This is a genomic window from Candidatus Saccharibacteria bacterium (genome assembly GCA_034521515.1).
Taxonomy (GTDB): Bacteria; Patescibacteriota; Saccharimonadia; order Saccharimonadales; family JAXHMH01; genus JAXHMH01.
Genome location: JAXHMH010000002.1, coordinates 524,886 through 538,171, shown reverse-complemented (window position 1 = coordinate 538,171; position 13,286 = coordinate 524,886). Strand labels below are relative to the sequence as shown.

General features: G+C 46.0%; 12 protein-coding genes and 4 tRNA genes. 2 read left to right on the top strand and 14 right to left on the bottom strand.

Features of this window, described 5'->3' with window-relative positions:
* Positions 1-33: 33 nt before the first annotated feature.
* Positions 34-594 (top strand): hypothetical protein, encoded by a 561-nt coding sequence (locus tag U5K77_02805; GenBank protein ID MDZ7744665.1) that lies wholly within the window; start codon positions 34-36, stop codon positions 592-594.
* On the opposite strand, the gene glyA is transcribed toward U5K77_02805, so the two are convergent.
* Positions 551-1,828, bottom strand: a complete 1,278-nt coding sequence (gene glyA / locus U5K77_02800; GenBank protein ID MDZ7744664.1) for a serine hydroxymethyltransferase — start codon at positions 1,826-1,828, stop codon at positions 551-553. The two genes, U5K77_02805 and glyA, sit on opposite strands and share 44 nt — an antisense overlap.
* 154 nt (positions 1,829-1,982) lie before the next feature.
* Here glyA and U5K77_02795 point away from each other — a divergent pair, with 154 nt between their 5' ends.
* Positions 1,983-3,500, top strand: coding sequence for a UDP-N-acetylglucosamine 1-carboxyvinyltransferase (locus tag U5K77_02795; GenBank protein MDZ7744663.1), 1,518 nt, complete (start codon positions 1,983-1,985; stop codon positions 3,498-3,500).
* 51 nt (positions 3,501-3,551) lie between these two features.
* Here U5K77_02795 and U5K77_02790 read toward each other — a convergent pair whose 3' ends face one another.
* From U5K77_02790 to U5K77_02730, 13 genes are all read right to left on the bottom strand, one after another.
* Positions 3,552-3,872 carry a YggT family protein gene (locus U5K77_02790; protein MDZ7744662.1) on the bottom strand — a complete coding sequence of 107 codons (321 nt, stop codon included), beginning with the start codon at positions 3,870-3,872 and terminating at the stop codon, positions 3,552-3,554.
* Positions 3,873-3,952: 80 nt separating this feature from the next.
* Positions 3,953-4,540 (bottom strand): HD domain-containing protein, encoded by a 588-nt coding sequence (locus U5K77_02785; GenBank protein ID MDZ7744661.1) that lies wholly within the window; start codon positions 4,538-4,540, stop codon positions 3,953-3,955.
* A 98-nt stretch (positions 4,541-4,638) separates the two neighbouring features.
* Positions 4,639-4,715 (bottom strand) — tRNA-His (locus U5K77_02780).
* A 672-nt stretch (positions 4,716-5,387) separates the two neighbouring features.
* Positions 5,388-5,894, bottom strand: a complete 507-nt coding sequence (locus U5K77_02775) for a hypothetical protein (GenBank protein ID MDZ7744660.1) — start codon at positions 5,892-5,894, stop codon at positions 5,388-5,390.
* A 6-nt stretch (positions 5,895-5,900) separates the two neighbouring features.
* Positions 5,901-5,976 (bottom strand) — tRNA-Arg (locus U5K77_02770).
* A complete protein-coding gene (locus U5K77_02765; protein ID MDZ7744659.1) occupies positions 5,967-6,230 on the bottom strand; it encodes a GIY-YIG nuclease family protein in 264 nt (87 codons plus the stop codon). The genes U5K77_02770 and U5K77_02765 overlap by 10 nt, the downstream gene beginning before the upstream one ends.
* 33 nt (positions 6,231-6,263) lie before the next feature.
* Positions 6,264-6,338: transfer RNA gene (locus U5K77_02760), tRNA-Gly, on the bottom strand.
* A gap of 439 nt (positions 6,339-6,777) precedes the next feature.
* Positions 6,778-9,198 carry an AAA family ATPase gene (locus tag U5K77_02755; GenBank protein ID MDZ7744658.1) on the bottom strand — a complete coding sequence of 807 codons (2,421 nt, stop codon included), beginning with the start codon at positions 9,196-9,198 and terminating at the stop codon, positions 6,778-6,780.
* The gene (locus U5K77_02750) at positions 9,195-9,569 is read right to left on the bottom strand and encodes a hypothetical protein (protein MDZ7744657.1); all 375 of its coding nucleotides are present in this window, start codon (positions 9,567-9,569) and stop codon (positions 9,195-9,197) included. The genes U5K77_02755 and U5K77_02750 overlap by 4 nt, the downstream gene beginning before the upstream one ends.
* Positions 9,570-9,627: 58 nt before the next feature.
* Positions 9,628-10,209 carry a VIT1/CCC1 transporter family protein gene (locus tag U5K77_02745; protein ID MDZ7744656.1) on the bottom strand — a complete coding sequence of 194 codons (582 nt, stop codon included), beginning with the start codon at positions 10,207-10,209 and terminating at the stop codon, positions 9,628-9,630.
* A gap of 37 nt (positions 10,210-10,246) precedes the next feature.
* Positions 10,247-10,891: a hypothetical protein gene (locus tag U5K77_02740; GenBank protein ID MDZ7744655.1), complete on the bottom strand. Its 645-nt coding sequence runs from the start codon at positions 10,889-10,891 to the stop codon at positions 10,247-10,249.
* A gap of 555 nt (positions 10,892-11,446) precedes the next feature.
* Positions 11,447-11,523: transfer RNA gene (locus tag U5K77_02735), tRNA-Pro, on the bottom strand.
* Positions 11,524-11,888: 365 nt separating this feature from the next.
* The gene (locus U5K77_02730; protein MDZ7744654.1) at positions 11,889-13,286 is read right to left on the bottom strand and encodes a hypothetical protein; all 1,398 of its coding nucleotides are present in this window, start codon (positions 13,284-13,286) and stop codon (positions 11,889-11,891) included.

The window sequence follows — 13,286 nt, the reverse complement described above, 5'->3', positions numbered from 1 at the left end:
GACACTTTTATAAAAATAACCACAAAGAGAAAAATGAGCTTGCTCTCCTTTAACCACAACAAACAAAAGTCTCCAGAAACTGTTTCACCCAGAGACAGGGCTGTCGAAGGCTTATTAGACGAAGCGCTAGGTCGCGGTAGGCCGGTGGATAATCATGAAAAAATGCGAAAATATGCGAAGTCCTATAAACATATTCAGCGTGACAAAGCCGACAAATATTTTGATGAAATATATTTTAAGCGCAAAGACCTGGTGGATTATGCTGTAGAGGAACTTAGATATGAGACCGAGGAACGCTACAAAACCTTACATAATAGAGCAGACAGAGTTCAAGGCTACCCATATATAGCAGATAAATTGGCGATTATTTCCGTTGATGAAACCACAATTGTAGAGAACATTGATTACATTGTGGAAGGTGATGCATACAAAGAGCGTGAGCTACTACCAGTCAGCTGTTTCGTGGGTGACGTTGCACTGTCCACTACATTAACTTTGATTAAAAGTGAGCTTGAGTATCTTAAAGAGCCTCTTACTCCCTATGAGATGCCTACCTATCACTCGGCAGCGGAAACTGTAAGGCAAGCTTCTTAACTTCTAATTTAAGCTTTACGAGTTTTTCTTGGTTTTCGTGGTTATCTATGGCCTGTTTCATCCAGTCGGCTAGCTGCTCCATATGTTCCTCTTTGAGACCGCGCGTGGTAAGCGCCGGCGTGCCAAGACGGATACCGCTTGGCTTAAATGGTGGCAGAGGATCATCTGCCACACTGTTTTTGTTTAAGGTTAGGCCGATTTTATCCAGCGCTTCTTCGGCAATTTTGCCGTCAATACCAAAGGCCTTATGAACATCCGCCAAGATAAGGTGATTATCAGTGCCGCCGGTAACTAAACTAAAACCTTGTTTGAGCATAGCTTCGCTAAGCACTTTGGCATTTTTTACGATTTGTTTTGCATAGGCCTGGAACTCTGGCTGCAAGGCCTCGCCAAAAGCTACTGCTTTAGCAGCAATAATGTGCATGTGCGGCCCGCCCTGCATACCTGGAAACACTGCTCTATCAATTAATGTCGGGATATTATCTAGAGTTTTATCGACTTTTTTTAGCGGGTTGCTTACGGTCCCGCGTGTCAGAATCAAGCCACCGCGTGGTCCACGTAGAGTTTTATGGGTTGTGGTAGTAATGACATGAAACCCATAATCGAACGGGTTCTTTGCAGCTCCGCCGGCAATCAGCCCAGCAATATGCGCCATATCGGCCATGAGTAAAGCATTTACCTCGTTGCCGATTGCGGCGAACTTTTCGTAGTTTAACTCGCGAGGATAGGCGCTGAACCCGGCTAGAATAATCTTTGGTTTGTGCTTAAGTGCTAACTCTCGCAACTCATCATAATCTATCTCGCCGGTCTCGATATTTTTCATCTTGTAGCGGATAAAGTTATAGAGCTTGGCGCTACGCGTTACCGGTGCACCGTGTGTTAAGTGGCCGCCGTGACTCAAGTCCATCGCTAGCACCGTATCACCTGGTTCCAGCCAGGCACTATAGACCGCTTCGTTAGCCGGTGCTCCGGAATGTGGTTGCACGTTGGCGTGATCTGCCTTAAATAATTGTTTGGCTCGCTCAATAGCAATTGTCTCAAGTTTATCGGTGTTCTCTTGACCGCCGTAATAACGTTTGCCTGGATAGCCTTCAGAATATTTATTGGTAAAAATGCTACCCATGGCTTCCAGGACATCTCGGCTTACATAATTTTCGGAGGGTATAAGCTCCAAGCCTTCTCGTTGTCGTTTCTCTTCTGCAATGATCAAGTCGGTAACAGCCGTATCTTTCATGCTTTTTGCTCCTCATTGTTATATCTCTTGTTTATAATCATGCTCAGGTGCTTAAGAAATATAACTACAACATAATGAGGTATTTTAACAGCAGAACCAGATCTAGGAAACTATTTGACACGTATATCATGGTTGATATAATTATTTCACCTATATGACAACTAATGAAAAAATTGGCCAACTAATTTACCAGGTACGGCAAGAGCGCAGCATGACCCAAGCTTCGTTTGCTAAAAAACTCGGCACCAGTCAATCCGCTGTCAATCGTATTGAACACGGTAAACAGAACTTAAGCCTTGAAACACTTGGACGTATCAGTGATGTACTCCAAAAACCCATAATTACTATCTCTGGACAATCAATTAACTTCCGTGTTGAGGGCGGTAGCGAACTCCGCGGCACTGTCCAGACCAAAACAGCTAAAAATAGCGCGGTTGCCCTGTTATGCGCCAGCCTGTTAAATAAAGGAACGACAAAACTACTGAAAGTTCCACGCATTGAAGAGGTCAACCGGATTATTGAGGTTCTACAAAGTATTGGTGTGCAAATTAAATGGTTTGGTCACAATAGCTTAGAAATTAAACGACCCGAAAAGCTTAAACTAGACGGTATAAACAATACGGCAGCTCGCCGAACCCGTAGTGTGATTATGTTAGCTGGGGCGTTAATGCATGAATCCAAGGAGTTTAAAATCCCGTATGCCGGTGGCTGTAAACTCGGCAAGCGCTCAATCCAAGCACATATTTATGCCTTGGAAGACTTCGGCCTGCAGACCAAGGTAAAAACAGGCTACTACCACATGACCCGTAAGAATTCCTCGCCAGCTGATGTAGTGTTATATGAAATGGGCGAAACCCCGACCGAGAATATACTTCTAGCAGCAGCTCGCACAAAAGGTAAAAGCCATATTCGCATGGCTCCATCCAATTACAATATTCAAGATCTTTGTCATTTCTTACGCAAATTAGGCGTTAGAATTGACGGCATAGGCACACCCCAATTAACAGTTGAGGGTGTACCCGAAATACGCAAAAATATCTCCTACACTATCGGTGAAGACCCAGTTGATACAATGTTTTTCATCGCCGCTGCCGTTGCAACCAACTCCAAAATCACCATAACTCGCTGCCCGATAGATTTTCTGGAAATTGAGATTCTAAAGCTAGAGAAGATGGGTCTAAAAATAGACCGCAGTGAAACCTACACCAGCGAAAACCATCACACCAAACTTGCCGATCTGACTGTCTATAAACACAACGGGAAACTTACGGCTCCTGTCGATAAAATACATCCACTACCCTATCCTGGTCTTTTGCCAGATAATCTGCCGTTTTTTGTGCCGATTGCGGCTGTCGCTAAAGGCGATACATTGCTGCATGATTGGATGTATGAGAACCGGGCAATATATTTCACCGAGCTTAGCCGACTTGGCGCCAATGTAGAACTGATCGATGCCCACCGTGTTTACGTCAAAGGTCCAACCAAGTTCGTAAGTGGCGACGTCACTTGCCCGCCAGCACTACGACCAGCCGCTATTTTGCTTATTGGCATGTTAGCAGCCGACGGTTTATCAGTTTTACGCAACGTCTACTCAATCAACCGTGGCTACGAAAATATCGCCGCAAGATTGCAAGGCTTAGGCGCCAACATTACAACTCTGCACGAAATATAAAAAGAGGTTTATGCTTGCCGCCAGCGCCTCTTTTTAATTACTTATGTATTATTAGCGTCGTTTTTTCTTAGTAACTGGTTCTTCGGGCGTGAGAACAACAATCAACCACAATACGAACATCCCGACAAGCGCATAAACTAGCATCGCAAACAGGGTAGAAAACTCTAAAACATACTGATTATCAAAGACTTGTGTCGGAAATACACCCCGAAACGGCTGCAATAATACAGCGCTCATTTCATATACCCAGTCAACAAATCCATTAGCTTCGTTTGCTCCAAATAAACGAAGCAAGAATCTCACTCCTAATATTGCTTGCACAGCACCTACGAAAAAGTTTACTAAGTTAGTTGCTAACACCGATAAGCGCATAAGCACCTCCTTGGTTTATTTAGTACCTAAGTTGCATTATACGCCACTGTCTTGGCTAGCAAAAGTTACGCCACACCCTCCTATAACTTATAAAAAGGTGTTCGCTGTTTAGCTGCATGCGTTCTTAGCGGTCGAACATTCTTATCATAGTTGTCCTGCAACAATACCCAGAACACAGATGGTTTTATAGTATTTTGGCTGATACCCATGAACTTTTTATATTTCCGATAAAGTAAATCGATTTGCTCATAACTGGCCTTGTGATAATAATAGCTGTTATCAATTAAATCTGCGGCTCGCACTATTAATGCATCGTATCCAATGCTGTTTGAACACTCAAAAGAATCTACCGCCGCTTGTAGCCTAACATCATAAGAAGCCTGACCCTTTTCAATCGTTAACGATCTCACAATATCCGCCACGTCAGTTCCGAACCTCTTGGCAATGTCTGCATGGGTTGTGTCTGTGTCTTCTAACAAATCGTGAAGTAGTGCTGCTATAACCGAAACTTGTGGAGCTCCGTTTGACCAAAGTGTCGTAGCCACCCGAATACTGTGCAAGATCACTGGCTTGGGGTTATTACCAGACTCAGAAAATCTCGCTGTTAGATAAACAATTGCTTTTTGTATTAGCGTTTCGTCATATCCAGAAGCGGACAGATGTTGCATACCCCCAGCTTAGCAGATGATTTCTGTTTTTCGAACAAAGGATCTTCTGTTCATATTTACTTCAAAATAAAAAGATCCGTGCTAGGATCTTCATGAATTGGGGTGCCTGATGAGATTCGAACTCACGATCTTCGGGACCACAACCCGACGCATTAGGCCTCTATGCTACAGGCACCACAACGGCGCTATTATATCTGTTATATCCCCGGTGAGCAAGCAGCGGGTCACTATATAGTCCGAGGAGCCAAAAACCCAGCTCCTTCATTAACATAATGATGAACTAAATAATGGCAATTATGACAAAGCCATATCAAATTCGATGCGTCATTATTGTTACGGTTTCTGTCCTTATGATGTACTGCTAAAATCCGTGTATCAGTTAACCGGCATCTAGTGCAAACTCTAGGTAATCCTGTCTTAAGTAAGATGCTCCTATACGATGCCTTGCCACCGTTCCAGTTGGAGTGACGCTTGCCAGCGTATAGCATACTGTTCCTCCATACTGTTTGACAGGACCTACCGCAAAAGAATTTTCCGCTCTTAGAGCGCCTCCTGTCTTTGACAGTCCTGTATACCTGCTGTTTACATTGGTGGCAAGGATAAGTCTGCCCCGTCTTCTGCCCTGTATACTGGCAGGCTTTTGAACAAAATTTACCCCAACCCTTCTGAACATGACTTGGTTTGGCGTAAAATTTTTTGTTACAAACCTGGCAAGGACGTGTTGACATACAACAATGGTAGCAGCCATCCCTGTAGATGGTCAATTGGACGGTCTCTGGTGTATCTCCGAACCCGCTGCTCTGACTATTCATAATTACCTTGGGTTTTGTTGGGCTAAACCTATTCTTTAGATTTTGCGGGAATCGTATGCCCAGTGTAGCAACGCCTGCCGCTGGCGTGGGCGACATGTCATATCGCCTGGTTCACAAAACTTTTCTACCTGTGATTTATGCCGATTCATCGCTCGCCAGCGCTTGATTTGCCGCTCATCCTCCTCTGGTATTCGCCTGCCACGATAGTAGCGGCAGTACCACAAAAACCAACCTTTAGGATCTTCAAAATATATCCAACCCTTTCTTTGCCACTCCTTGAGTGACTGGCTGGCGTTTACCTTAAAATAATTCAGGTTTTTATCAGCCGTGCCAATTTCGGATAACTTAGCCCCCTCAAACCAGTCTTCTGGGAATTCGTTTGGAATAGCCTGAAAGTAATCTCCACCAAAAACACCAAGTTGCAGCATCTCTTTCGGTGTCAGCTCCGGTTCAAAATCAGGATGAAAATTCTTCCCAGCTGGTTCATCGAGAGTATAACTGTACCCTTCTTGATATAACTCATTAACACTAATCTGTTTCATATCACGTGGTACCTCGGGAGGGATTCGAACCCCCGGCCAAGACGTTAGAACCGTCCTGCTCTATCCACTGAGCTACCGAGGCACAACAGAGGTGATTATATCACGATATTGTTGTTTAAAAAGTTTTTTACCTTCTGTTGTTTTAAGAAACTTCTCTCGTCGCATCGCATCTGTCTTTAAAGCATACGCTTCGTATCCTACTAAACAACAAGGAAGTCGGGACATAGTTGAAGCAACCTTGCCCAAATCATGTTCACTTTTGCGTCTTTTTAGGTTTTCGGTGTAGCCGGTGCATATCTGGCCATTATTAAGCTTGAGGAAGTATACGTAGAACATGGAATAATCGATTAGGGTGGCGAAGCAATAATTTGGTGCGGGTGGCGAGAATCGAACTCGCATCGCCTGCTTGGAAGGCAGGTATATTAGCCATTATACGACACCCGCAGATTGTTAATTGTTGCTTCTTGAGAATCGCCCTATCATCCGATAGGGCGCCCCGTCGTATGACCGGGGCGAACTCGCATCGCCTGCTTGGAAGGCAGGTATATTAGCCATTATACGACACCCGTAGATTGTTAATTGTTGCTTCTTGAGAATCGCCCTATCATCCGATAGGGCGCCCCGTCGTATGACCGGGGCGAACTCGCATCGCCTGCTTGGAAGGCAGGTATATTAGCCATTATACGACACCCGTAGATTGTTAATTGTTGCTTCTTGAGAATCGCCCTATCATCCGATAGGGCGCCCCGTCGTATGACCGGGGCGAACTCGCATCGCCTGCTTGGAAGGCAGGTATATTAGCCATTATACGACACCCGCAACTTAGCCTATTAAGGCAATAAAACTAGCCTGAACGCCTAGATTATAACAGATATGCGAGCGTTTATCTCTCTTTAAGGGCTTCTTGCAGCTCAGGAGCATCAAGCTGGATGGTCTGGCCGGGTGCAGCTTGGTCTTTGAGCATCTTCTGAGCAACCACATTCTCTACCGCTCGCTGCATTGCCCGCCGCAACGGCCTTGCCCCTAGACGAGCATCATACCCAACGCTCAAAAGCAGCTGTTTAGCCTCATCTGTAAGCGCCACATTAATCTTTTGTGCCCCGAGCCGTTTATTAAGCTGTAGCAATTGCAAATCAACAATCTGCCCTAACTCTTCTTGAGTAAGTGGACGGAATAGCACGATTTCATCAAAACGGTTAATAAACTCCGGTTTAAAGATATTGCTATCAATTAGCTCATTGGTGAAGGCTTCTTCGAACTTCTCTAAAGCTTCGCCTTTGTCGATATGCTGCCTAATTTTATCAGCCCCGGCATTACTGGTTGCGACTATAATCGCGTCTCTGAAGCTCACCGGCTTGTTTTCTTCATCACGAAGCACTCCCTCATCAAGCATCTGCAACAGAACGTTTAACACACTGTCGTGCGCCTTCTCAATCTCATCCAACAACACAACACTAAACGGCTGTTTTATAATCTGCGCACATAGACTGTGCGGATCATTGGCGCCTACTGCCAGTAGCCGTGAAGTGTCCTTAGATTGCGAGTATTGGTTGAGGTCAATTCGCACCATCCTATCCTCACCGCCAAAATACGCATCAGCCACTGCTTTAGATAACTCAGTTTTACCAACACCGGTCGGGCCAAGGAACAGAAACGTACCTATAGGACGATTTTGGTTCCTAACGCCTGCCCGGGCTCGCCGCAGTGCATCGCTAACCAGCGTAACCGCACGACTCTGGTTAACCATACGCTTGTGAATTTTCTCTTCTAGATTGAGCAACACGTCTTTTTCCTCTGCCGTGCTGGCAGTTTGCACTTTAACGTCAAAAGATTTCTCGGCTGCCTGCTGAAGTGAGCGAGCAGTTATAAAATGCTTTTGTTCCGGAAAACCAGCTGCTGCTTCAAGCAATTTTATCGCGCTGCCCGGCATAGCCAGCTCACGAACATAGCGCTCGGCTAACTTATAGGCCTCTTTAAGCGACGGATACATGTACACCACCTTGTACTGCCCTTCCAGGAGTAACACTTGATCCTCCATGACCTGGGTTGCCTCGTCTTCTTCAAGAGGCTTGACCACCACTCGGTTCAAAAGCTGGGCAAGCCCAGGGTTGCTCTGACTCAAGCGCAACCATTCTTGCTCATCAAGCGACAGGACTATACGCAGTGCCCCGTCTTCCAAAACAGGCAATAGCAAGCTTGATAAATCAACACTGCCGGTGCCTTCTTTTAAGAACAGTTCGGCATTATCCAAAAACAGCACGACATTTTTTACTTTTATCGCTTCGTTGAATATGTGGATCAACAACTCCTCAAGCTGCCCTCTGCCCTTGGCGTTAGCTATAAGATGCGTAGGATCTAGTGCAATAATTTGGTTATAGCGCAACACTTCCGGAGCCGATTCAGGCTCCTCCAGGAGCCGCTGTGCTAGGGCATGAACCAACGTAGTTTTACCGACCCCAACTTCACCGACCAACGTGGCGTTACGTTTACCAGGTTGTGCTAGTACATGCATCATCTGATCAACAATTCCTCTGTGGCTTTGCACCGAACGATGCAACATGCCCCCACGTTGAATGCCGTCAGTCAGGTTTAACCCAATATTATTGAGCAGTGGCGCCCAACCAAAACTTAGGTCTCGACCGATCCCACCGTAGTGCTTACGTTGTTTTATCTGTTCAAATACGTCGTCTATGTGCAGTTGCCATTTTAGACCGGCAACTATGTCGCTTTCGTCTAGGTGTATTGACGCCAAATAATTATCCGCGTTAGGCAGCTGCTTTACGAGAGCAGCCGCAACCGTATAACTAGAGACTTGTTTATCGCCGGCTTGCTGAGCGTACGCTAGTGCCTGTTGCCAAAACGTCGCCATGTCTTCTGACTTATCACTCAACCCAGTGCGTAACATGTCGTAGGCAATACCGTACCGTGAACCGAAGAAATATCCACCAGGCTGCTTGGCTATCACTTCACATAGTTGCTGGGGTGTAGTATCGCGACGTATTTTTGCCAACATCCGTCTATCCAGTATTTGGCTGACATCATCTGCCTGATCCAGACTGGCGGTCGGTTCTAAACTTCTTAGCTCGCCGTAGTACCAAAACAGCGGCATAACTGAAAAAGTAATGGGTAACGCTATTAGGTGAGCCAGTGGTTGGTTAGCCCAGACAAGCAAGCCCAACCACGCAATAGATGATGCAATAGCAATAACCCACAGCAGCGCACGCAAAGGCTTAATGTCGAATACCGCTGCAACGCGTGCTTTGGCGGCTCTGTCAGATGCAAAATCGATACCAAGCTGTCTCATGCGGGCAACCACCAACCTGAGATAATACTCACCAGTACCAGTATCGGTACTAAAGGCATAATTATGACCATAACCATACCGCTCACCAAAACGAATAAGACGTTAATACCGCCGGCAACTATCAAAGTGAACCGCACAGTAGAACCAACAAACCGAGATATCATAGAGTCAATAGCTGACCAGAAGAAAGCGCCTATACCTTTGCCGTACTTTCCAGCCACGGTTTGCTTATACGGTGCAAACAAAGTTTTAAATAGTGAACCAAGCGAAAATCGTTCGACGCATATTAGTAATCTATCGGCAATAGCGCGTTGCCACATCCAGCGAATACCGTGACTATACCACCAGGTAAAGCAACTTTTTAAAATCATAACCGTATTGTAGCAAAGTCTTCCTTCGGTTTCTCCGTTTTAGTTAAGAGACTAACAACTAAACCGCAGGAGCACCCACGATAAGACTTTCTAACAGGTAACCGATGCCGTATGCTAACACCGCAGCAAGGACACCAAGAAAGACTGTTTCTCCGACACTACGCCAGATAGACGTCTCGGCAACCTTACTCTTTAATGCCCCGATTGCCACAAAAGCAACCGCGGTAAAAATACAGGCTATTAAGAAAGTGTTATCAAATACTATAAAATCAAATATCTTTTCAAGGGTGTACGCCAACAACGGAATAAGCCCAAAGAATATAAACGCAAAGTAGGTCGTGACCCCATTTATAGCAGGTGATACATCGTCGCTACCTTTGCCTGCTTCACCATGTTTGTGTGCCAGCTCAATCTCAGACTTTGTTGACAGATACGATCCTACGCCCATAGATAAGCCATCGGCAATCAGGTTGGCAAAGCCTAAAACAAGAATAACTGTAACCTCAAAGCCCGCACCGGCCGAACCTGCAACAACTGCAAAGGTGGTTATGGCGCCGTCAATACCGCCATAAACAAACTCGCGTAAATAATCTTCAAAATGTTGCCGTACCTTACCGACAACCCCCTTGTCTTTGCTCATGACTCACAGTATAGCAAAAGATATTTGTTTTTGTGAGCTATAACAGGCTACTGAGCGATAATACTACGATGATCGGAACTGTGAGATTGTCTGTGCCGTAGGGCGATAAATTTTCTACCGCTGCAACAAGTACCGGAACCCAAAGAATAGCTGGCCACATAAGCACGTCAAACCCAGCCGGGCTCCACAATATAATCCAACTTATAATAAGTGCCGAAACCACCAAGCAAGTTGCAGTCCCAATTATAGATTTTGTCTCGACAAACACCTTATAGGAGTTACCTTTGCCAAACTTATTGCCGATAACCGCAGCCAAGCCGTCCGCTACGCTCATGTGCAGGATTGCCGCAGCAAAGATCCATGGTGATGAAGCTAGGGCTGCAACCAAGCCAATGCTTATCGGGTACAGTAAGTCTCCATAGGTTTTACGTTTTACCGAATGAATGCCACGAAAGACCTTTAGAGTGCGTGAGACCAACACTACGACCAGCATTAATGCTGCAATGATTTGGATATGCCACAGTGGCATAAAAAACGCCCAACTAGCAATAAACGATCCGACAGTAATGTGTACTAACTTGCGGGACTGCTCTAGCCCGCGCAATTTTTTATTACGCCACAACGTCTCGCTGGCCAGCAGGATAATAAAGACGACGGCAATCGCCGCCAAAGCAGGAATCATACGCCTTATTGTAGCAAGCGCTATAACTAAAGGCTAAGTTAAGCTCAGTGAAAGAACCCGCGCGCCAATTCTGGTGCGGGGCAGGCTTGAACCTTCGACTTGCATATTTGCTGGTGCAAATCTGCGTCGAAGAACCGAGCCGTTGACTCTAACCAATAAAAAAAGGCTACACAAGGTAACCTTTTTTTATTGGTCGGGGTGAAAGAGACAACGCACGTTAATCCAGACGCCCGCTAACGCTGGGGTCTGTGACTAACGACCGAACCATTCGACTATCGCCAGCTGAAGCTGTCGAGTCGAAGAACCAAATCTTTTCAGCCAAGCATGAAAAAAGAGTCTCAATGAAGAGACTCCTTTTTCATGGTCGGGGTGAAAGGACAGCGGACTACGTCCTTTTCCGCTTGCTTGCCGAGAAAATGCTAAAGCGCTTTCTCGCCTACGCTGCGCTACACCGAACCTTCGACTTGCATATTTGCTGGTGCAAATCTGTGTCGAAGAACCGAGCCGTTGACTCTAACCAATAAAAAAAGGCTACACAAGGTAACCTTTTTTTATTGGTCGGGGTGAAAGGACTCGAACCTTCGACCTCACGGTCCCAAACCGCGCGCGCTAGCCAACTGCGCCACACCCCGATAGGTGTATCTATTTGTTAATTGTTAACGTTCTGTCCTAACCGGTTTGGCCAAACCGCGGTCACATTCTGCGACCCCGTCACCACATCTTAGCAAACAAGTTTGCAAGAGTGGATTCCCTTGCGAAGTGCCACTGGCACTTCTCACGCTAGCCAACTGCCCTGTCCGTCCTGCCTGGCCTTCTTGCCAGAAAGACAGGGGGCTCGGCCAGACAGGCGGGGCCACACCCCGATGGTGCTTGATTGTACGATATCCAATGATAGCATATTTTCAATGATTTACCACTGTTTTATGGCCAGTTAACGGCACTCTTGCTAAACGCGCCACTCGACTGGCGCGTTTAGTATAGAGCTACTTGGTAGCACTTATTTAAACTGTTTCCAGCGATTAATAAGTAGTCCCCACCACCAACCTCTACTGACAACGAGTAGAGTTGGTACGAGAACTGCCACCGACATACTAAACCCAATGCTTCCCAGTGTTAAGCTACTATCCGTGCGTACACTTACTAAGACTGAAAAGTGTTTGGTTTGCACCAAACCGTCGCTATCGCGCACCGACACCGTGCCGGTATAGTGACCAATATCTTGGTACGTATGTTTCGGACTTATATAGCCGCTGCGTTCTAAGCCAATTGATTCTGTCGTGGTGTCGCCCCAATCAATGATAAGCTCGTACGGTTTCTGTCCGTTTTGTATAGACATTCCGATTGACGCTCCGCTGCCAACCTGGACATTATGCCTGTATCTATCCAGGAGTAGTATTAAGCTCTGCTCCGCTTGACCGCTATCAAAAAACACTGTGACACCAGACGATAAACCACTGCAAACATCTTGAATACATGCCCGAACTCGTAGCAAGTGCTGCGAATTACTTGGCTGGAATTCCAGCTGCCATTCACCAAGATGATTAGCAAAAACTGAGCCAATAATCGTGTCACCATCCCAAAGCTCAATCTGGACATTCGACTCAGATAAGCCTCTTATAATGACGGTATCTTTAGTTACTTGTTGCCTATCGGTTGGCTCGGTAATCCCAGGCACCGTAACCGACACCGGTGGCGTCTGCTCCTCAGGCGGCATAGCATTTGATTGTTCGGCCGCAATCACTTGAAACATACGCTGACTAGTAGGCTGACTATATTCCCCAAGCTGGGTATTAACTATTGCAAACACATTGTGCATACCAATATAGAAGCCTGTTGTTGACATGCTGTGCGACCAAACACCCGCACTATTAGTAGCCACGGTACGGTTTGTCATGTTATCTATAGATAGTGTAATTGTGGCTCCAGGAACAGTACGGCCACTAAACGTAATGTCATCGCCTACCTGTACGGTTTGAGATGCTAGTTCGATAGTGGTTGGCAAGAAAAATGTCACGGTTGTCTCTGTTTGGCTGGCAAGGTTAATGTTTTTTGACACCGTATCGGTTAGCTTACCGTCACTAGTCTTTGCAAAAACTCTTATTGTTTGCGTACCGCTGGACTGAGCGGGGAACGATCTAGAAAACAACCCAGAGCTATTGGCGCTGGTTGTACCGATGGTGGTTGAGCCTCTTAAAATCGTAACAAATGCGTTGGGTGCTGTCTTGCCTTCAACTGTAAGTATTGTGTCACCAACATTCAAATTAACATCAACGTGTAGCTCCGGCGCAAACGTGCTTGCAAATGCTGGTTGAGCTACAGGCGAGAGCACCAACATTATCATAAGCAGTATAGAGCAAACCTGTTTTAGGTGTAGTGCGTATAATAGGCGGCTCAT